The 20,468-nt window shown below is 41.4% G+C and carries 17 protein-coding genes; 12 read left to right on the top strand and 5 right to left on the bottom strand.

Annotation, left to right across the window (positions count from 1 at the left end; all coding sequences use genetic code 11):
* Window positions 1–110 precede the first annotated feature (110 nt).
* Entirely contained in the window at window positions 111–1,886 is a 1,776-nt protein-coding gene (locus tag ACESMA_RS10195; RefSeq protein ID WP_372948703.1) for a RagB/SusD family nutrient uptake outer membrane protein, read from the top strand.
* A gap of 86 nt (window positions 1,887–1,972) precedes the next feature.
* Complete coding sequence (locus ACESMA_RS10190) at window positions 1,973–2,866, top strand: endonuclease/exonuclease/phosphatase family protein (RefSeq protein WP_372948702.1); 894 nt, start codon at window positions 1,973–1,975, stop codon at window positions 2,864–2,866.
* 45 nt (window positions 2,867–2,911) lie between these two features.
* Here the strand turns inward: ACESMA_RS10190 and ACESMA_RS10185 are convergent, their stop codons facing one another.
* Complete coding sequence (locus tag ACESMA_RS10185; protein WP_372948701.1) at window positions 2,912–3,184, bottom strand: hypothetical protein; 273 nt, start codon at window positions 3,182–3,184, stop codon at window positions 2,912–2,914.
* Window positions 3,185–3,296: 112 nt separating this feature from the next.
* Between ACESMA_RS10185 and ACESMA_RS10180 the strand changes: the two genes are divergently transcribed.
* Window positions 3,297–4,592, top strand: coding sequence for a class II aldolase/adducin family protein (locus tag ACESMA_RS10180; RefSeq protein WP_372948700.1), 1,296 nt, complete (start codon window positions 3,297–3,299; stop codon window positions 4,590–4,592).
* A gap of 72 nt (window positions 4,593–4,664) precedes the next feature.
* Here ACESMA_RS10180 and ACESMA_RS10175 read toward each other — a convergent pair whose 3' ends face one another.
* The 3 genes from ACESMA_RS10175 to ACESMA_RS10165 all read right to left on the bottom strand — a co-directional run bounded on the left by ACESMA_RS10175 (window position 4,665) and on the right by ACESMA_RS10165 (window position 9,114).
* Window positions 4,665–5,039, bottom strand: coding sequence for a GxxExxY protein (locus ACESMA_RS10175; RefSeq protein WP_372948699.1), 375 nt, complete (start codon window positions 5,037–5,039; stop codon window positions 4,665–4,667).
* Window positions 5,040–5,131: 92 nt separating this feature from the next.
* Complete coding sequence (locus ACESMA_RS10170; protein WP_372948698.1) at window positions 5,132–6,229, bottom strand: glycoside hydrolase family 26 protein; 1,098 nt, start codon at window positions 6,227–6,229, stop codon at window positions 5,132–5,134.
* 50 nt (window positions 6,230–6,279) lie between these two features.
* Window positions 6,280–9,114, bottom strand: coding sequence for a sugar-binding domain-containing protein (locus ACESMA_RS10165; protein ID WP_372948697.1), 2,835 nt, complete (start codon window positions 9,112–9,114; stop codon window positions 6,280–6,282).
* A gap of 23 nt (window positions 9,115–9,137) precedes the next feature.
* On the opposite strand from ACESMA_RS10165, the gene ACESMA_RS10160 reads away from it, so the two are divergent.
* Window positions 9,138–11,588 carry an MG2 domain-containing protein gene (locus ACESMA_RS10160; RefSeq protein WP_372948696.1) on the top strand — a complete coding sequence of 817 codons (2,451 nt, stop codon included), beginning with the start codon at window positions 9,138–9,140 and terminating at the stop codon, window positions 11,586–11,588.
* A 307-nt stretch (window positions 11,589–11,895) separates the two neighbouring features.
* Window positions 11,896–12,645, top strand: a complete 750-nt coding sequence (locus tag ACESMA_RS10155; RefSeq protein ID WP_372948695.1) for a transposase — start codon at window positions 11,896–11,898, stop codon at window positions 12,643–12,645.
* A gap of 195 nt (window positions 12,646–12,840) precedes the next feature.
* Here the strand turns inward: ACESMA_RS10155 and ACESMA_RS10150 are convergent, their stop codons facing one another.
* Window positions 12,841–14,460 carry a hypothetical protein gene (locus ACESMA_RS10150; protein WP_372948694.1) on the bottom strand — a complete coding sequence of 540 codons (1,620 nt, stop codon included), beginning with the start codon at window positions 14,458–14,460 and terminating at the stop codon, window positions 12,841–12,843.
* A 255-nt stretch (window positions 14,461–14,715) separates the two neighbouring features.
* Between ACESMA_RS10150 and ACESMA_RS10145 the strand changes: the two genes are divergently transcribed.
* The 7 genes from ACESMA_RS10145 to ACESMA_RS10115 all read left to right on the top strand — a co-directional run bounded on the left by ACESMA_RS10145 (window position 14,716) and on the right by ACESMA_RS10115 (window position 20,462).
* Window positions 14,716–16,641, top strand: coding sequence for a histidine kinase (locus ACESMA_RS10145; protein WP_372948693.1), 1,926 nt, complete (start codon window positions 14,716–14,718; stop codon window positions 16,639–16,641).
* Window positions 16,642–16,683: 42 nt separating this feature from the next.
* The gene (locus ACESMA_RS10140) at window positions 16,684–17,394 is read left to right on the top strand and encodes a LytR/AlgR family response regulator transcription factor (RefSeq protein ID WP_372948692.1); all 711 of its coding nucleotides are present in this window, start codon (window positions 16,684–16,686) and stop codon (window positions 17,392–17,394) included.
* Window positions 17,395–17,587: 193 nt separating this feature from the next.
* Complete coding sequence (locus ACESMA_RS10135; protein WP_372948691.1) at window positions 17,588–18,286, top strand: hypothetical protein; 699 nt, start codon at window positions 17,588–17,590, stop codon at window positions 18,284–18,286.
* A 29-nt stretch (window positions 18,287–18,315) separates the two neighbouring features.
* Window positions 18,316–18,858, top strand: a complete 543-nt coding sequence (locus tag ACESMA_RS10130) for a hypothetical protein (protein ID WP_372948690.1) — start codon at window positions 18,316–18,318, stop codon at window positions 18,856–18,858.
* A 9-nt stretch (window positions 18,859–18,867) separates the two neighbouring features.
* Window positions 18,868–19,215 carry a DUF4870 domain-containing protein gene (locus tag ACESMA_RS10125; protein WP_372948689.1) on the top strand — a complete coding sequence of 116 codons (348 nt, stop codon included), beginning with the start codon at window positions 18,868–18,870 and terminating at the stop codon, window positions 19,213–19,215.
* Window positions 19,216–19,311: 96 nt separating this feature from the next.
* Window positions 19,312–19,869, top strand: coding sequence for a hypothetical protein (locus tag ACESMA_RS10120; protein WP_372948688.1), 558 nt, complete (start codon window positions 19,312–19,314; stop codon window positions 19,867–19,869).
* A gap of 8 nt (window positions 19,870–19,877) precedes the next feature.
* On the top strand, window positions 19,878–20,462 hold the full coding sequence (locus ACESMA_RS10115) for a T9SS type A sorting domain-containing protein (RefSeq protein WP_372948687.1): 585 nt from the start codon (window positions 19,878–19,880) through the stop codon (window positions 20,460–20,462).
* Window positions 20,463–20,468 lie beyond the last annotated feature (6 nt).

Raw genomic sequence — 20,468 nt, 5'->3', positions numbered from 1 at the left:
AACAGTCGTAAAATCCAACAGGTGGAAAGGATTTTGGAATGAATTTTCTGAAAGGTATTATACAAAATTAACTGCGTAATATGAGAACTGCACCCATAAATAATAATATTATGAAATACTTCAAAATATATTTAGCGCTCTTTGCACTAATTTTTGCATCGTGCGAAATGCAGGAACTTCCAAAATCTGAAGTATCCAAAGAATCTGTTTTCAATACTGAAGCAGGACTTGAATTGTACACCTATTCATTTTATAATAATTTACCATCAGCTCAGGATATTTACCTGGGAGATGATATGTCTGATTATATTGCCCGTAATTCAATGGCGCAATTTTTAACGGGAGGTTATGGATCTAATCAAAGTTCAGGGTGGAGTTGGTCAAATCTAAGAAACATTAACTTTTTCCTTGAAAACAATAATTCAGAAGAGATTGATCTGGCTATTCGAAATCATTACAACGGATTGGCAAGATTTTTCAGGGCATATTTTTATTTTGATAAAGTTAAACGCTTCGGAGACGTTCCCTGGGTGGGAAAAGTGCCTGATATTACTGACGAAGAACTTCTTTATGCCGGAAGAGACTCCAGAACATTGGTAATGGATTCGATTTTAGCCGATATAAATTACGCATGTGAAAATATAACTACAGAAAGTGATGCAACAAGCAGCACTGTAACCAAATGGGTTGCTTATGCTCTTAAATCCAGAATTTGCTTGTTTGAAGGAACGTTCAGAAAGTATCATACCAATTTTGGATTGCAATCAACTGCCAACTTATGGCTTGAACAAGCTTCATCTGCTGCAAAACAAGTGATGGATAATTCTGGTTATGCTTTAAATTATGCCGGAGGAACTGATTTGGCTTATCGTAATTTGTTTATAAGCACTGATCCTGTGAATACAGAAGTAATGCTGGCAGTTATAATGGATCAGGAGTTAGGTATATTGCATGGTGCTAACTGGAAATACACCAGTCCTACTTACGGAGTAAAATCAAGTTTAACAAGGCAATTTGTAAATTCATATCTTACGTTGGACGGAACACCATTCACTTCCAACACTGATTATGAAACAATGATTTTCCCGGAAGAAGTTAAAAACAGGGATTTGAGGCTAAAACAAACTATCCGGCTTGGGGATTATAAAAGAGTTAGCGGAGGTCAGCTTATCCCCGCCCCTCCCGATTTCGGCTATGTACTTACTGGTTATATGCCAATTAAATGGGTGCTGGACGATACATATTATGATCTAAGAGACTATAACGATAATTCAGTATCTTTTATTAGGTATGCCGAGGTATTGCTAAATTATGCAGAAGCAAAAGCTGAATTAGGTACTTTAACAGACTCTGACTGGGCAATCACTATTGGGGCATTGAGGGCACGAGCAGGTATTACAGGTGGTCTTAATCAGTTACCAATCGAAATTGATGAATATTTGCAATCCACCTATTTCCCTGAAATAAATAATCCGGTTCTATTAGAAATAAGAAGAGAAAGAGGTATCGAGCTTGTTATGGAAGGTTTCAGATTTGATGATTTGAAGCGCTGGAAAAAAGGTGATTTAATGAAAATGAACTGGCGGGGATTTTATGTGCCAGAACTGGATGTTCCCATGGATTTAAACGAAGACGGTATTGATGATGTAATATTTGTTGAAGAAGTACTTAGTCCGTTACCTGATGTTTCTTATGAGTTCGTTGCAGTTGGGGCAACTATAAATAACGAACCAAATCCTCAACGTTTAACCAATGGAACAAACGGTGAATTGACATGGCTCGATAATATTCCAAGAATCTGGGATGAAAAACGGTATTTTTATCCAATCCCGGAACAGGATTATTTGATGAACCCAAATTTAGGTCAAAACCCGGGCTGGGATTAAGCGGTTAAACAGGAAAATGAATACTTTTACACAGGGAACGGGAATTATTCCTGTTCCCCTTTTAAAATTTTAAAAACGATAGGAAAATGATGAATTTTATAGCCGCTGCTTTTATCTTTTTGTTTCTGCCAAATGGATGCAGCAACAAAGACGAATTAAAAGAAAATTTGCATGTAGTTACCTTTAATGTCCGTTATGACAATCCTAATGATGGCGAAAACAGATGGGAAAACCGTATTCCAGTCATCGAATCTTATTTCAGGGAAGAAGTCCCCGATATTATTGGAATGCAGGAAGTGAAACACAATCAGATTCTGAATCTTCAAGAAATTTTACCAGAATATGATTACGTAGGAACCGGAAGAGACGACGGAAAACAAGGTGGAGAATACACACCCGTATTCTACAAAAAAGACGAGTTTCTTCTCCTGGATAATTCACAATTCTGGTTGTCTGAAACACCTGAAATACCGGGAAGCATTGGCTGGGATGCAGCAATAACACGGATTGTTACCTGGGCAAAATTTGAAGTCAAATCTTCGGGGAAAACATTCTACTTTTTCAATACCCATTTCGACCACCGGGGTGTAAAAGCACGTGAAATGAGTCCGCATTTATTAGCAGAGAAAATTACTTCGATTGCCGGAAATTCTCCGGTAATAGTCACCGGTGATTTTAACATCAGAAAAAACAATGAAACTCTTGGCAGCACTGTTTATGATAATTTAATTGAAACACTCAAATCGGAAAATGATTTAAACAGTGCAGAACTCATCGCCGAAACACCTGTTTCAACTGCCGGCTCAACAAGTACCGGATTCAGACCGGACTGGACGGTTGGAAAATCAGGCGATGCCATTGACTATATTTTTGTGAATGATTTTTTTAAAGTGAATTCTTACCGTGTTGACAGGATTGTGGAAGATAGCATTTTTATTTCCGACCACTGGCCGGTAATTGCTGAATTAATTATTGAATAAGGAGCAGAAATACAAAATTCCGATTGATAGAGAATAAAATATAAATTAAATTGAAACAAACAGTCCATCAATACTGTTAGCTTCGGTAATTTTACCTTTTTCAGCTTCACTAATGGCTTTTATTTTTTCTTCATTCGGCAAATGTTCAAATTCAGTATCCCCACCGGTTTTGTCCCTTTCACACGGTAATCTCAAAAGATGTTTTTCTCTTTTTGCATTGGTTAAAATTTTTAAGTGTACTGTTTCCATTGTATTTTTTTCAACTTTGCGAAAAAAACCTTCAGGTTTCGAATAAGCTAATCTCCTGCCTTTTTTCACTTGAATTCTATTTTACCCCAACCTCTCTTCACCGTTAAATTCATCCATAACCAAAACATCATTGCCAATTCTTTCGTAATTTCAACCTTTTAAAACTGAAAAATCGCAAAACATGAAAAAACTCGATACCGGCCTAATGCACCCCCGCGACCAGATTACCATGATTATCGACAAAATTTACAGCAGCGGACTAACCACTACTTCAGGCGGAAATGTTTCCATAATTGACGAAAGTGGCGATATTTGGGTGACCCCTTCGGCCATCGACAAAGGCTCACTCCGACCTTCGGATATTGTGGTGGTACGGAAAGACGGCACCATTGAAGGGCGGCACAAACCTTCGTCGGAGTATCCGTTTCACCGGGCCATTTACCAAAGCCGGCCCGACATAAAAGCCATTGTGCATGCTCATCCGCCGGCATTGGTGTCGTTCAGCATCGTGCGACAAATTCCCGATACCAACATTATTCCACAGGCCAAATATGTGTGTGGCGACATTGGTTATGCGCCCTATGAATTGCCGGGAAGCGACGAACTGGGCGAGGTAATTGCCCGCGAGTTTGAAAAGGGGTTTAATGCGGTGATTATGGAAAATCATGGCACTGTGGTGGGTGGCAGCAATTTGCGCGATGCATTTCAGCGTTTCGAAACGCTGGAGTTTTGCGGCCGAACCATCATTTACGGAAATATGATTGGCACACCGCATTACCTTACTGATGAGCAGATTGAGGAGTTTGAAAATCAAATTCCACGATTGCTGCTTGAAATGGAAACAGTAGAACATCCGTCTGATGAAAGGGCCATTCGTGAAGAAATTAAACGCATTGTTCACCGGGCCTGTAACCAGGGATTAATGATTAGCTCTTACGGAACGGTTTCAGTGCGCTGGCGGGGAAACGATTTCCTGATTACGCCCACCGATGTCGCCCGCTGGAATATTCAGAATGAAGATATTGTGCAGATTAAAGACGGCAAACGTGAACCCGGGAAGCTGCCCAGCCGGGCAACCTGGCTCCACCAGGAGATTTACAAACGCAACTCGGAAATCAACTCCATCATTCTTACACAAACACCGTATCTGATGGCTTACAGTGTTACCCACGAAAAGTTGGATGTGCGCACCATTCCCGAAAGCTGGATATTTTTGCAGGATGTTCCCAATGTGCCTTTTGGTTCCCATTTTGCAGGCGAGGAAACCATTCTGAACCTGCTGTCAAAAGACACTCCGGCAGTGATTATCAATAACGATTCGGTGCTGGTAACCGGCGATAAATTACTGGGTACATTTGACCGCCTCGAAGTGGCTGAATTCAGCGCCAAATCGCTTACCATGGGCACTTCCCTGGGCAGCCTCATTCCCATAAACGACAAACAGGTGGAGGCATTGAGAAAAAAATTTCTAGGGTAAATATTTTAGCCACGGATGAACACAAATTTGCACGAATAATTTGTGTTCATCCGTGTAATTCGTGGCAAATCCCTAATACACAATCCGCTGATAATTTAATTTGGGTTCTCCAAAATTTACCAGCAATGCCAACTTGTTCCCGGAGACCCTCAGGTAATTGATGCAACGGGCAACAAAGTCATCCGTAAATCCTGAAACGGCTTTAACTTCTATAATAACAGAGTCAAAAACAACAAAATCAGCGTAATATTTTCGTCGAAGGAGAGTTCCCTTGTATACTATTGTATATTCTTTTTCCCTTTGATAAGGTATTCCTGCTTGCTGAAACTCCAATTCGAGGGCATCTTTATAAACTACTTCAAGAAATCCGGGGCCTAATTGGTTGTGCACTTCAAAGCATTTCCCAATTATCTGATAGCTTTCATCTTTTAGAATTAAATTTCCCATAATGTGAAAGGTTTGATTTTAATTGCATTAGCCACGGATTACACGAATTTTCACGAATTATTCGTGTTCATTTGTGCCATTCGTGGCAAGTCTTATTTATAAATATTTATCCGTGTAATCTCTTTCTGGAAGAGGGTTTTCGGGTCGTTATAAAATTCAGTAAAATTTTCGGAATCAAGACTACCTTTGTAAGGTGCAAACGCCCCGTGGCCTGCAGGCTGGTGCGGGTTTCGCCAAACAAGAAAATACGACATGCCAAATGGTCGAAGGGTTTCCAACACGCCGGTCCACCATTCATGGTTTTGAGCTATTGGCCCTCCGGCTTCTGTTATCGCAGCAATTTTTCCCTTTTCGTTGGCAAGCGTTGTCAGTATTTCAGCACATTTTTTCATTGTTGACAAATAATCCAGTCCCCGGTCGTATAAATCGAAACCTAACAAATCCACAATATCATCGCCGGGGTAGCGTTCCAGGTATTCTTTTGTGGAGGTAAACCGGTCGGTACTGTATGCATAAAGCACGTGGTGAATGCCCTTTTCATTCTGAAAATAATCCACGGTAAACCGCCAAAGTGCAGTGTATTCCTCTACCGTACACAGGTCCTTTCCCCACCAGAACCAGCTTCCGGTATGTTCATGAAACGGACGGAAAATAACGGGAATAAACGTCCCGTCATCGGTTTTCAGTCCGTTAAGAAATTCGGCCATTTTATCAAGGTAGGTTTTGTAGAGTTCGTGTTTTTCGCCTTCCGGAAGAATAGATTTTACCACTTCTTTCGAGGACGTGTCCCACGAACTTCCACCGGTCAATGGATTGCGCAGATGCCAGCTAATGGTGTTCACCCCTCCCCTTTCGTAAACGGTTTCTATCCAGCCCTGAATACGGTCGAAATGCACCGAATCGAGGCTGTAATCATGCCCTAATTCCAGGTGGCCCAATTCCCAGCCGTAAACGGCCGGATAGTCACCCACCACGTCTTTTATGTCTGAGCGGCTTTCTTCGTAAACCCAGCCAATGCCGTAAGCCAGGTCGTCCTGATGGCCGAACATCATTCCTTGTTCCTGCAGTTTCAACAAGTTTCGGTACAGATTTACGGTTTCGGGTGTGGCTTTCGAGTCAGATGGAACCGTTTGGCTACTGCATGCTGAAAGACCCGCGATGAGTGAAAAAATAAGAATAAGGTTTTTCATGGTTTTCAGTTTTTATACAAATCCGGAATTAACTCCAAATTTCCATAATTTTATCTTTTTACTATTTTTTGTATTTCTGTGATTTCCAAACTCACTTTTGGGTTAAAATTTTTGCTGTTCATATAATTTAACAGACTTTGTTTTAACTGCCTTGCTTCTGTCCTGTTTTCCAGGTTTTTTACCAAATCTGCCCCGCTAACCAAAATGCTCCCCTCTCCCACTTTGGCTTCAAAAAGCAGCGCCAGCCGGCGGTTGGTCACCCAATCGTCGATAATGCGCACAATGGGTTTTAGCTCCGTGGGAAACGAATCGAGCTGAATGGCATCTGCGTGACTCATGGCATCCCACCACTGCCAGTTGCTGTGGTATTCCGTTGGAAATTCAGCCAGTGCAGGATGATTGGGATTACACAGAATACCCAGCGTGTGCGGTTTTTGATTGTCGGTCCAGGCTGTGTTCCAGAAAATACTCGAAAATCCAACGCCCACATTTCCACCCATTTCTGGTGCTACTTTTCCTTTTCCCAGGCTTAACAGTACTTTTCCGCCATTTTGAAGAAAACCGACTGTGGCGGCATCCAGCGATTCAACCACTTTAACTTCGCCTGTTTCCATTGAACTGTTTTCAGGATAAACCCAAATGTCCCACGAATTTGAGAATTCGCCAACAGTAACTTCAAAAGTCATTTTTCGGGGGCGGTTTTCTTTTCTAAACTGATGTTTAATTTCGCCCAGTTTGAAACCGTTTCCAATGGGAATTTTATTCCATACAAAATTTCCATTTGCAACAGTATTTTTATTTTCAGTAATTTTCCAAGGTATTGTACTAACACCGAACGGTTTTTCGCCAAAATGAGCCACCTCAATATTTGTAGTCATAGTTTCGCCTTCAGTAAAAATGTGCTTTTCAAGGCGGGCAAGTGGAACAGTGGTGTTGCAAAATCGCCGGTATTCTTCGGGTGAAATGTACCCTTTTTCTTCCCAGAACGGGTCGAGAACGCCCACCAGTGCCGTTCCCTGTCCGGGGAAATCATGCAAATCGAGCAGTTGAAAACCGGCAAAACCGGGTGTACGCAGAGCTGCTTCAATGTCGGCTTTGTAGCACAATGCCTGCAGTTTTCCGGAGGCCAGCAAAAAGCTGTCGGCCAGGTGCCCCATGTTGTTTGCATTCAGGCTTTCACGGAAAAGTTCAAAGTTTTTGGCTTTCAGCACGCCGTCGTATTTTTCAATTTCTTTGAAGTTGGGATAAACGCACCACTGCCCTATTTCGTGGCTCACCACCGGAATTCCGTCGTTTGGTACTTTATCCGACCAATCGAAACTGGTTTTGGGTGGTTCGGCATTAATAATGCTGTTGAGTTCTTCACCCCACCCCTGGATTCGTGGTTGCGGAATGTTGTGAAAATCATTCACTGGCAACTCGGGCCAGCCGGCCGCTCCGGTATAAACGCGGCGGTTGTCATTTTCTTTCCAATAGGTTACAAATTCTGTGAGGAACTCCCGGTAACCAGGACCGCCCGGTTCGTTTCCGTAGGCCAGCATCACAAACGACGGGTGGTTTCCGTAAGCTTTTACAATGCGTTTGCTTTCATCCCAAATGTACTGGTCGATGGGCAGGCCGCTGCCCAGTTGGGTGCTTTGGTTGGCCCACGACGAACATTCCACCTGCAGGTAAACGCCCATTTCGTCGGCAGCCACAAAAGCCGCTTTGGGTGGGCACCAGGAGTGGAATCTGACATGATTCAACCCGTGATTTTTAACAGCAGCATACACTTTTTTCCAGCTTTCCACATCGGTTGGCGGGTAACCGGTTTTCGGGAAAATGGCACATTCCAGTGTCCCGCGCAGAAAAACCGGCCTTCCGTTTATGGAAAAACGCGTTCCATCCACTTTAAAATCGCGGAATCCAAAATCGATAGTTTGCCGGTCGTGAATATTTTTCGTTATTATTTCTGCTGTCAGTTCATACACATTCGGGTTGAATTCGTCCCACAAGAGTGTCTCTTCACCCAAAGAAAAGTTCATACGAACAATGTTTTCGCCAGGTAAAAGTTTGAATTCGAAGGTTTCTTTATTTGCCTTTTTTGTTGAGTTTTTCAAGATAACTGATACCGGAATTTCAATTGTTTGCTGTTTGAAAACCGTATTTAAAACTGTGGCACGAATGGCTACCGATTTATTTTCAACATTGGGGAAAACTGCCAGGTTTTCAAAAAAAACTTCCCCTTTTGTCTGCAGGAAAATGTCGCCTGTTATTCCGTTCCAATTCGATTGGGTATGGTCTGAAATGCTGTGCGAGTTGTGTCCAACATCAATCTCTTTGGTACGATTGTCAACACAGATTGTAATGGTATTTTTACCCGGATTTAACATGCCCGAAATATTGTAAACATGTGGTGTGGCCAGACTGTTTTGCATTTCCAGGTACTTATTGTTTATCCAAATTGTTGACTCCCAGTGCACGCGTTCCAGGTTCAGAAATACTGGTTTTTCATTCCAGTCATTAGGCAAATCAATGGTTTTACGGTACCAGGCGGCGCCGGTATATTTTTTTTCGGGTTGAAGCCAGAAAGGAAACCGAATGTTTTCAGGGTTGTGGTAAGGGGCATAGTTGGGATCGTTGTACCACTCCGGATTTTGGATGCCACCCGTCCACTGGGTTTCCAGCGTAATGTCGTATCCTTTTCCGTTCTCCACCATTGAGCCGGGAAGTTGAACGGTTTCGGGCAGGTTTTTTTCGTACCACTTTTCAGCAATACCGCGGTTATCAGGATCCATCTGGAATTGCCATTCCCCCGAAAGGTCAATTTCGGCATATTGCTTTTGAGTGCAGGAATAAAAAGTTATAAGAAACAGAAAAGGCAGAATTTGAACGAATTGTTTCATCGGTTGTTGTTTTTTGTACTAAATTGGAACGAATTTACGAAATTTCTGAAGCCATGCTAAAATCTTTACTTCTCGTTTTTTCCTTTTTTATGGCTGCTCCCGGATTATTTCAATCGGAAAAAGATAATCAGGCAACAGATAATAATAAATCCATTTTGTATGAAAAAGTTTACCTCCACACCGACAGAGAGTTGTATTCTCCGGGTGACGATGTGTGGTTCAAATCTTACCTGGTAAGCGGAATCAGCCACCAGCTTATTCCCGGATATAAAAATATCTATGTTCAACTCGTTACTGAAGATGGTGTTGTTGCAGATCAAAAACTACTTTTATCGAATAACGGAATTTCAAATGGTGATTTTTTACTTCCGGAATCATTGCCCGACGGAACTTACGCCATTCGGGCCTACACAAAATACCTGCAGAATTTTGGCGAAGAGAGTTATTTTCATAAAAAGATAGTGGTTGTCGGACCTAAAAGTTCACTCGAACTGGAAGAAAATATGACTGAAAAAAAACCTTCCGAAATTGATGTGGCCTTTTTGCCGGAGGGTGGCAGTTTTGTATTGAATGCCATTAATCACATTGCGTTTAAAGCCATTGATGAAACCGGAAAGGGAATTGATGTAAATGGCAGGGTGGTGGATGAAACCGGAAATGAAGTGGTTTCATTTCAAACCAAATACAAGGGAATGGGAAAATTTATAATGATGCCTCAGGAAGGAAAGAGCTATTTTGCACTTTTGGATGGTTTCCCCGATTTTTATCATACTTTTGAACCAGCCAGACCCGATGGCATTGCTCTGAATTACAAGTCTGATGGAGCCTATCTTGTTTTTGCACTCACCCGGAATTTGAAAATTTACCACCCGCAGGAATTTTTGCTGGTGGCATCGCACAAGGGAACTGAACTTTTCAGTTCGCAGGTTATCATGAATGAATTTCAACAGGCTATGCGCCTTTACAAAGGATTGTTTCCACAGGGAATTTCCCAAATTACATTGTACAATCAAAATGCAGAGAAAATAGCAGAGAGGTTGGTTTTTATAAGGAATGCCTATGAAAAAAGGGTGGCGATTATTCCTGACAAAAAAGAATATAAGAACCGCGAGAAGGTGGAAATGAATTTGCTCGCGTTGTTGCCCGAAAACGACACCATTCTCTCCACGCTATCTGTTTCGGTGGTTAACGAAGATTATTTCAGCGCCACCGGGAACAACCAAACCATTGAAAGTTACCTGCTGCTCGACTCGGAGCTGAAAGGTTCCATTGAATCGCCGGCCTCATTTTTTGTGGATGAACCTGAAATTTCAGGCGACGACAAGCTCGACCTGGTGATGATGGTAAACGGCTGGCGAAGTTATTACTGGAACGAACTGGAACAATATGCCGGTGTGGAATTACCTGGCTGGGCAGACTACGGATTAACCCTCGAAGGAAATGTTACCCGGTTGTGGGGCGGTAAACCGGTGGATTTTGGGAAAGTGGCAATGGGACCTTTTTCACGCAATTTTCTTTTTGAGGAAACCACAACAAATGAACAGGGAAATTTCAGTTTCGATAAATTGTATTTGAAAGATTCCGCCCTAATTATGATTAATGCAGAAACCAAAAACAGGAGCAAACGAACAGAAATTAAGTTGGAGCAGCCTCTGGAATTTGATTCAGTGATTCATTCAGAACAAATAAAATCTGCTTGTCCCGATATTCAGATTCCGTTGAGGTTTTACCGCGATATTTATTACCGGCAAATTGCTGAACAAGAGTACATAAAAGATATGGGAAGCATTTTGCTCGATGAGGTGGAAATTGAAGGAAAACAGGGGCCTCAAAACATGGATCATTTCCGGCTTTACGGAGAACCTGATCATTCGTTTACCATTACAGCCGATGACTGGAATTACGCCGATATTACCGATTACCTGCAAACAAAAGCGCCGGGAGTGGTGGTTACCGGCGATGAAATACGCATCAGGGCAGGATACGGCAATCCGCTGCTGCTGGTTGACGGGCTGGAAGTTACATGGGAAAACATCAAATATATTCCGCTGGGCGATGTAGATAAAATTGAAATTTTGAAGAATTCGGCGTTGCTGGCTGTTTACGGATCGCAGGGTGGAAATGGTGTAATTTCTGTGCTCACAAAAATGGGGCGGCCTGATTTATATGCTGAATATGAGCGTTTTGTTCCGGGTCGGATTACCCCGCGTGTTAAAGGATTTCAGCAGCCCCGCAAGTTTTATTCACCCCAGTATTCCCTGAATAACATAAACGACCCAAAACCCGATTTCAGGCCTACTTTATACTGGAACCCTGATGTTGCGTTCGATGAAAGGGAGGCAAAAATTGAATTTTTCACTTCCGATAAACTTGCCCGGTACGTTGTGGTTGTGGAAGGAATCAGCAAGCGTGGGAAAATCATTTCCCGCTCAAATTTACTTTTGGTTACCGGAACCGGGACGCGCGGTTTGTAACCGCGCATTAGGTTTCCAGCCAAAATCATTTTCTTATTTCCAACCCCGGGTTCGTCGGTTTGAATCCAACGTTCCAGGACGCGCGGTTTGTAACCGCGCATTAATTTTGGGTATCTTAATTCCTGACAGTTGAACTCATCTTGTTTGTTGTATGCGCGGTTGAAAACCACGCGTCCTGATGAGTTCACGGTTCCTGCAAAGTGGTCCTTTGAACAAACCCTATCTCCCCAAAAATGCGCGGTTGAAAACCGCGCGTCCCAAAACGCTGCCATAAAATTATTATCTTGCAAACTAAACTTAGGCACCCATGAAAAAAGAGTTTTACAGACGGGCTTTGCCTCATTTTCAGCAACCCGGGCAAGCTTATTTTGTTACCTGGAGTTTAAAGGATACAGTTCCGAAGAAAGCATTGAAAGACTACAGTGAAAAACTTGAAAAACTGAGATTGCAAATTAAAAGTTATGAAGTAACAGGTGCAACGAATTCTCACAACGATATCCATCCACCAATAAATAAAAAAAGAGATTCAGTCCCGGACAGCCTTCGGGATAGACCGTCCGAACCACCTGAACTTTCAAAACTGAAGGAGCAATATTATTCCCTTCGGAAAAAATACATGAAGGCTTATGACGACCTTTTGCATGTCCAAAAAAAACCTTCGGTTGATTTAATCCAAAAAGAAAATCTGGAAAAAATGAAAGAAGCACTTCATTTTTGGGATGGCAAAAAAATTGAGAATTGTGCTTATGCCATTATGCCGAACCATGTGCATTGGGTGTTTGGTGTATTTGAAAAAGACGAGAATAACAACCCGGTTTGGTTGCAGGACATTTTGCATTCAGTAAAAAGATTTTCGGGAAACAGGATAAATAAATTGGAAAACCGCACTGGCCCGCTTTGGCAAAAAGAGAGTTTCGATACAACAATTCGCGACGAAAAACATTTGTACGCTGCGATTAAATATACACTGAATAATCCGGTTGCTGCAGGATTGGTAAAAGATTGGAAAGACTGGCCAGGCTGCTGGCTTCCCGACAAATGGATTGGCGATTTTTAATTGCCAATTGCCGGGACGCGCGGTTTGTAACCGCGCAATAAAGATCTGTCGGTTTGTTTGCAGAACCATAAAGAGTTAACAGACAATTTGGAAATGTGTAGTTAGAGAGAGCACGTCGCCGGAGGTTGGAGGTTGAAAACCACTTCATCTTAATAAATGCGCGGTTACAAATTGCACCTCCCTTTAAATGCGCGGTTACAAACCGCGCGTCCTGGAAACCCGTGCCACCCAAACCTCACCCGCTTTTAGTTTTACAGAAATTCCTTCGAGTAATTGTTTTCCTGTATATTTCCCTGAAAGTTGTTTTTGGCTGGAAACAAGCGCATACTCCTCCCCTTCCTCCACGGTGAACCATTCCGGAAACTGGTTAATGCGCGGGTAATCTATGGGCAGGTTGAGAATGGTTCTGTGGCGGGGCGCGTCAAAAATCAGCTTGCCTTCCCATTCGTTTTCAGTGGTTAAAACGAAATACGTTTCATCACCGGATTTTTCGGCACCTAAAATTACATCGCTGCGCCAGGGCTGAATGGTTGCGCCCTGCGTTTTCCAGAGGCTATACATAATGGCTGTTCGGGCAAAATTACCGTCGCCGTGCCAGCCTCCAACAATTCCGTCTTCCTGCTGCATTTCAAACATCACCTTCATTTCGCTGTCAATCCAGCTTTTCAGTTCAGGCACCGGTTCGCGGTTGTAAAGGTTAATGCCGCTTTCCAGCGCGTCGGCATACCCATCATGACTGGTTCCTTCCCAGGCATAATTGCGGTAGTTTTCGTTCAGTTTTTTAAAACCATTTAAAACCGCCTGCCGGTATTCCTCCTTTTGGTCAACCAACCAAACCGAATAGTAGGCATTGAAGGTGTATCCCCAGTTGTCCACTATTTTTTCATCCACAATTTCTCCGGTTTTTGCATTGATGGCATTGTAAAACAGGCCGTCTTCGTTGCGGCCAACTTCCAGAACACGGTCCAGCAATTTATACAATGCAGGTTTGTACTGTTCTTTTTTCTCCCGATTAACAAAATGAAGCGTTACATACAATTCGCTCAATCCGCCAATAATTTCACACCCGTGGTCGCGGATGCGCAGGTATTCAATCCGGCTCAAATCGCGGTCCCCCAGCAGGTAATAATCGCCAATTTCAACGGCCCAATCGAGGTATTTTTGATTACCGGTCATCCAATACACCCGCGAAAGTGTTTGCAGCATTTCGCCGTTAACTTCTTCCACGGAGGCCATTCGTTCCGGGTAAACGGATTCCAGACTTCCGATTTTTTTCATGTATTCCTGCAAATCGTCCAGCATTTCCATCATCCGGTCGTTCCAGGGCGATTGGCCAATGTATTCCATCAGCGGCACCAGCCCGTCTTTAATGTATTCTGAAGTACCAAAAATGATGTTTCCGGGCTGGGGTTCTTCTGTTAAAAAATCTTGCTTTGAAAATGACCAGGTGTCGGGAAGTGAATTCACCCGGGAGGTCAGTTCTTTTTCGGTTTTCAGCATATCAATCAATTCTCCTTCATATAAATTTTTATCGAGCAAATAAGCTGTTAAAACCATAAATGCATAATTGTCGGCAGCCGAATTGTGCGGTTCCCAAACATCGGTTTTACTGGTCAGATTGGTAGGAATTAGCCCTGTTTCACTGTCGGTTTTGGTGAGCCAGGCTTGTGTAAACCGCAGGCTTCGTTCAAAACCTTCGTTGGCCTGCCGGCCGTTTTCAAGGGCAACTGCAATGGTTTCCTGCGGAAATTCAGATTCGGGAGTACAAGCGCTGAAAAGTGCAAAAATCAGGATGTAAAAAGCTAAATGTTTCATCTCATTAAAATTGTTTATTCCATTTGTATTCGATGTAACTCTCGATGAATTTTAATTCTTCTTGTTTGTGAATTTGAAGAATAAAAATTCATGTTCGTTTCATAATTTGAAGTTGACAAGTTTCGGTTTAAAGATAATTACTGTATTTGAATTGTACTTAAATCCGAAACATTTTCAACAAATGCAAGTAATAAGTGTTAATTTGTCAGGGTTTTACAGCAGTTAAGATTTCATTTTCTTAAACAATTAAAATGAATGAAGGTAAATTTTCCGGGCATGCAGAGTATCGTACGGGGTTCATTTTTAAATAAATATTCTTTAAAAAGCCTGTTGCTTTTAATAATCAGTGTTTGGTTGCCGGTCACTGTTTCCGCATTCAATTTAGCTCAAAAGCCAGATTCAGGATTTTTGATTCACGAGGGAGTAACCTCCGCAAAAGTTTTCATTACAAAAAATAATACCTTAGATATTCATCAGGTTTCTGCTCCGGAATTCAGGCCTTCATTTACTGAAATTCCCCGCAGATACCTGACTTCGGGAAATGAAATATACTGGTTCTTAATCGATTTTGGCGATACAGATTTAGCTGTCTCAGATCTTTGGTTTGTTCGTTTTGGTTATTACGATGATATTACGCTCTATTTCCCGCAAAACGATACGCTGGCATTTCGTAAAGCAGGAGTCATGAATAAGGACAGGTCGGCAGGAGTAAAAGATATTACCTATATTCCGTTCAGGCCAGGAGAACTGATTGAAGACCGTTTTATTTTTGTAAAAGTCAGGCAAATTACCCGTAAAAACAGTTTGGTTGTTCCTACTTATCGCAACAGCGAAACCGTTGATTTTATTTCTGATTATGTCAGCCGCTTTTTTTTCAACACGCAAATGCCCTATTTCTTTTTCATTGGGGGAATGTTGCTGATGTTTTTCTATTTTATCGGGTTTTACTTTATGTATAACGACAGGCTTTATGTCTGGTATTCGCTTTATCTGTTTTCGCTTATTTTGTTTATTGGCACCCGCACGTACTATATCTGGCAGTTTCTGCAAAGCACATTTCCGGTTTTTGGTTATCTGTTTTACGAAACCATACAGGTTGGTATAAATATATCTTATTTGATATTTGCCCGCATTTTTATGAATGCCAAAATCGATTTTCCGAAACTTAACAAGGCAATTCATTATGCGCTTATTTTGCTGGTAACAGTTGTTTTGATTCAGATTACTGTTATAACTGTAAATCCTTTAAATAATTACGAAAGGCACATCATGAATTTCCAGCGCTATTTTATGATTGTTTTTAGTTTGGCAGCCTATGTTTATATTCTGAAAAAATACCGCAATAAACTTGTTTTATTCCTGGTGGGCGGGAGTTTTTTTTATTTAACCGGAGCTGTGCTTTCCATGGTTTTATGGAACATCAGATACATAATGATAGGAACTGCTGTTGAAGTGTTTATTTTTTCCATCGGGATGGGTTACCGGATAAAAATAGTAGAACAAACCAGGCAATCAATCGAAAATGAAATGAACAAGTTGAGATTGACTGCATTGCGGGCGCAAATGAATCCGCATTTTATTTTCAATTCACTCAATTCCATCCGGGCGTATATCATTTCCAGTGAAACCAAAAAAGCATCGGATTACCTGAATAAATTTGCCCGGCTTATCCGACTCATTTTACACTATTCTTCAAAAGATTTCATTTCGCTGAAAGAAGAACTGGAAGCACTTGCCCTGTATGTTGAACTGGAACAAATGCGTTTTCGTGAAGATTTTGGTTTCGCGCTGAAAGTTGCCTCTGATGTGGACAAAGATAACTGGCAGGTGCCTCCGCTTATCTTGCAACCCTATGTTGAAAATGCCATTGTACATGGCCTGGCGCCCAAAACCGGCGTGAAAGAACTTTTGGTTAAGGTTTCCAAAAGCAATTCAAATCTTTGTTTTGTTATTCGAGATAATGGAGTGGGGAGGAGTTATTCCAAAAACATCCGGTCTATTCAAAATCCGCAGCATAAATCGGTTGCCATGGAACTTACCCGTAAACGGATTGAATTAACTGCCGAAAAACAAACCGAAAATGAAAACATAAAAATTTTGGATTTAACGAAAGATGGGCATCCAACAGGTACTGAGGTAAAAATTAAGTTGCCTGTCCACACCGATGAAAAACCAAATTAATAGTTATTTTTAAAATCGAAACTTAAGTTAACTGAAATGCAAATGAAGCTGAAAGTAGCCATTATCGACGACGAAAAACATGCAATAGAAACGCTTTTGTTCGACTTAAAAGAATATCATTCCAACGATATAGAAATTGTATTTACAGCCACCAATCCGGTGGAAGGATTAAAAAAACTGCACACAGAAAAACCCGATCTTCTTTTTTTGGATGTCGATATGCCGGGTTTATCAGGCCTCGATTTGGTGGAGCTGATGCAAGACCTTCCAACGTGGGTGGTTTTTACCACGGCCCATCTTGAGTATGCCGTTAAAGCTGTGGAAACCCTGGCCAGCGGATACCTGCTGAAGCCGGTTCAATCAGATGATTTGAAACGTATTATTGAAAAAGTTAAAGCTGAAAAACAGAATAAAAAAACGAACCAAACGGTTTCAGGGAAAATACCGGTTCCCGATGCCGACGGTATTGAGCTGATTCCCTGGGATGAAATTATCTACTGCAAATCAGACAGCAACTACTGCGAGCTGAACCTGACCGGAGAACGCCGGATTGTAGCCAGCAAAACCCTTAAATATTTCGAATCAAATTTACCAGTAAGCCAGTTTTACCGCATACACAAATCATATCTGGTTAACCTTCATCACATAAAAAAATACCTGAAACACGATGGTGGCGAACTGGTCATGTCCAATGGCAAAGTTCTGCCGGTTTCGCGAAACAGCCGCGATGAAATACTGAAACGCATACTGTAATTTCTGCAAATCTGCTGTTTCAATTAGCTGAAAAGAACCAATACTCATCCAAATTCACCTTTCACACCCTGATTATTTCATTACACTCATTTATGGTTGTATGAAAATAAAAGCTTCAATACATTTAATAAGTTTTAAGATATTTAACTCTTGATGTATTTAATTTTTTTAGTAAATAATAATAATTACCTGAATGAAAAGATTCTCATTTTTAACGATTTTGGCTGTATTCGTCATAACTGCTCAGGCACAAAAATTCAGCGGTAAAGTAGTCAATCATGAAAAAGGCGAAATGGATGTGGTTCTCACCATGTTTGGTTTAGAAAAGCTGGTAAAAATTGGCACTCTTAGCGCCGACGGAACACTGGAAATCGATCTTTCTGATGATCCCACCGGGATTCTTACCAACGAAGAACGGGAGTTTTACATCGACAGGCTGGTGTATGGTTTCCAGTACGTTTGTGGCAACCCCGACGATTTTCCTGAAGGCGAACCCAAAATTGCCCGCGATGCCGGATTTATTGCCTTATGGGCCAACAATCAGTGGTCGGGTTCACTCTTCCCTGTTACCGATGAAAAACTAAAGTTGTGGATGGAAGACGACGGCTACAACGATGCTGTTGAAGCTTCGTTTTATAAAGTTTTGCTGGTAACCGAAGATGTGGAACTAAAGAAACAATGTAATAATTACGACTATTACAATGAAAAGGATGTGGAAGTGAATCTGGATTACGACATCAGGTTGAAAAAAGGTCTGAACCTGGTGGAATACCAGATACAGTCTGTATTTAAAACCAATCCCGATGTAAGGGCTTCATTCCCCGAAAAAGTGAAAATGACCAATCCGGTTGAAAATCCGCCCATCATCTGGATGGCAAGCTATTTCTGGTAATAAAAGATTCTAAAAAAAATTATTTAGATATGAAAGAATTAAAAATCACTTTACGAAAAATTGTAAAACCGGCATCTGTATTTTTTATATTTCTGCTGCTGGCCAGTGTTTTTAACGGGTGCAATAAAGATGAAACCCCGGAAGAAGAAACCGGTAATTACTTTATGAAAGCCAAAATTGACGGACAATGGATTGAAATGAAAGAACAAAAAACCCTGCAGGGGCTTGCCGGAAACAACGGAGTTCAGCATACGGCATATATCGAAGGTGAAAATGAAATCCAACAAGCCATAACAATTCAGTTTTTCGACCTTGAGCCAGTTGGGGCTGGTACTTATTCAGGCCTGGAGGTGGTGGAAGGTGGCAATTTCAAGGGTGTAAACATCGGGTACATCTTTGACCCTACTACCGTTTATGCTACGGCACTCGAAGGTCCGGTTTCTTCTGGTACTATTTCAGTACTCAATGAAAACGAAATTAAAGGAACGTTTTCAGGTATTATTCGAGAGCCGCTTACTGGTGAAACATTGACTGTTTCTGCTGGAGAATTTTATGTAAGAAAAATAAAATAAAACAACAAAATGGAAACAACTGAAAAAAGTGTAACAACAACCTCTGACGAAGGAAAAACCATCGCCATCATTGCATACATTACCCTCATTGGTTTTGTGGTGGCGCTTGTAATGAACAGCAGCAAAAAGCATCCCCTGGCCTCGTTCCACATACGGCAAATGCTGGGCCTTCTGCTCACCGGACTTGTGGTGGGAATGGTAGGAGTTATTCCCATATTGGGCTGGATTATTAACCTGGTAGCCGTATTCTTTTTTCTCTATATGTGGATAATGGGCCTCATCAGTGCCGTAAACGGCCGTGAAAAGGTACTGCCTTTCCTGGGCGAAAAATATGCGGAATGGTTCAAAAATCTATAAAAACAAGTTGCAATTTCTCTGGTAATGATTCTATTAAACCTGAAATGGTCATATAACCTGAAGTTTCCGAATTAGTAATCCAAAAAAATATTTATTATGAAAACAATATCTTTAAAAAAAACTGTAATTCTTCGACCCTACTCATTTGTTTTAACACTTGTTACTTTGCTGATAGTTCTTACAAGTTGCAGTAAATTAGATACTAACCCAAAAGGAAGTTTCATAAACTTTGCTTTAAGCGGTTCGCTTTTAAATGGAGATTTTGAAATAAAAAAAATGGACGGGATAAGTGATTACGATAAAGCTACCGGATATATTTTACCCGCCAGCGAAAGTGTTTCTGAAACAGCTCTTATTAATTACCAGGATCATGATCAGGGGTTATCCATAAATCTTGTTTTTCCTGCCGAAAAAAAACTTTTTGAAATGCAGTATAATGACAGTTATCACATTTCTGTAACCGATTTAAGCAGCAATACAATTTTAGTTTCAAAAACCGTATCGATGAATGTTTCAGAGTTTAAAAAAACCGGAACAGGCATATTGGCAAAAATGTCGGCCACCGGAAATTTTAACGGCATAATGGTTTTTGTTGATGCAGCCACCGGGCAGGAATATTCACATACCCTTTCCGGAAAGTTTGAATTTAACTAAACGCAATTATGAAAAGTTTAAAGGGAAAGTATATAAAATCAGATGCAAAAATAAACAGAGCCAATTTACAGAATTGGGTAAAATGGGTTGCCGCAATTTTCTTTTTATCCGGAATGATAATGACAACTTATGCCCAGGAAGCCATTCCTGCTGCCGGCGGCACTGCAACAGGGCAGGGCGGTTCGGCGAGTTTTACGGTGGGACAAGTGGTTTACACCGTTCTTTCCGGTGAAGGCAATCTGGTGATTCAGGGTGTGCAGCAACCTTACGAAATTTCGGTGGTAACATCTTCCGAAGACATTCCGCTCTCCGGAATTGATGTTCAAGCCTATCCTAATCCAACAACCGATTTTATAACGCTCAGGGTTGATTCTGCACTGAATCAGGATTTGCAGCCGCTTGCCTATGAATTGTTGAATATTGGCGGGCGGGTACTGGAAAAGAAAAATATTTCCGCAAACCATACAAACATTCAGATGAAACATCTTGCACCAGCCACCTACTTTTTAAAAGTTTATCATGTTGTAAAAGCCACATCTTTAAAGCAGTCCTCATCTGTTCAATCCAAAACATTCAAAATCATTAAAAAATAAACTGTT

Origin of the sequence: Mariniphaga sp. (genome assembly GCF_041687215.1) — a bacterium.
GTDB lineage: Bacteria > Bacteroidota > Bacteroidia > Bacteroidales > Prolixibacteraceae > Mariniphaga.
This window is presented reverse-complemented; position numbering and strand designations above follow the sequence as displayed.

Coding starts and splice junctions, on each gene's coding strand:
- ACESMA_RS10195 (WP_372948703.1), top strand. CDS start 111: ATGAAATACTTCAAAATATATTTAGCGCTCTTTGCACTAATTTTTGCA.
- ACESMA_RS10190 (WP_372948702.1), top strand. CDS start 1,973: ATGATGAATTTTATAGCCGCTGCTTTTATCTTTTTGTTTCTGCCAAAT.
- ACESMA_RS10180 (WP_372948700.1), top strand. CDS start 3,297: ATGAAAAAACTCGATACCGGCCTAATGCACCCCCGCGACCAGATTACC.
- ACESMA_RS10175 (WP_372948699.1), bottom strand. CDS start 5,039: ATGGGAAATTTAATTCTAAAAGATGAAAGCTATCAGATAATTGGGAAA.
- ACESMA_RS10170 (WP_372948698.1), bottom strand. CDS start 6,229: ATGAAAAACCTTATTCTTATTTTTTCACTCATCGCGGGTCTTTCAGCA.
- ACESMA_RS10165 (WP_372948697.1), bottom strand. CDS start 9,114: ATGAAACAATTCGTTCAAATTCTGCCTTTTCTGTTTCTTATAACTTTT.
- ACESMA_RS10155 (WP_372948695.1), top strand. CDS start 11,896: ATGAAAAAAGAGTTTTACAGACGGGCTTTGCCTCATTTTCAGCAACCC.
- ACESMA_RS10150 (WP_372948694.1), bottom strand. CDS start 14,460: ATGAAACATTTAGCTTTTTACATCCTGATTTTTGCACTTTTCAGCGCT.
- ACESMA_RS10145 (WP_372948693.1), top strand. CDS start 14,716: ATGAAGGTAAATTTTCCGGGCATGCAGAGTATCGTACGGGGTTCATTT.
- ACESMA_RS10140 (WP_372948692.1), top strand. CDS start 16,684: ATGAAGCTGAAAGTAGCCATTATCGACGACGAAAAACATGCAATAGAA.
- ACESMA_RS10135 (WP_372948691.1), top strand. CDS start 17,588: ATGAAAAGATTCTCATTTTTAACGATTTTGGCTGTATTCGTCATAACT.
- ACESMA_RS10130 (WP_372948690.1), top strand. CDS start 18,316: ATGAAAGAATTAAAAATCACTTTACGAAAAATTGTAAAACCGGCATCT.
- ACESMA_RS10125 (WP_372948689.1), top strand. CDS start 18,868: ATGGAAACAACTGAAAAAAGTGTAACAACAACCTCTGACGAAGGAAAA.
- ACESMA_RS10120 (WP_372948688.1), top strand. CDS start 19,312: ATGAAAACAATATCTTTAAAAAAAACTGTAATTCTTCGACCCTACTCA.
- ACESMA_RS10115 (WP_372948687.1), top strand. CDS start 19,878: ATGAAAAGTTTAAAGGGAAAGTATATAAAATCAGATGCAAAAATAAAC.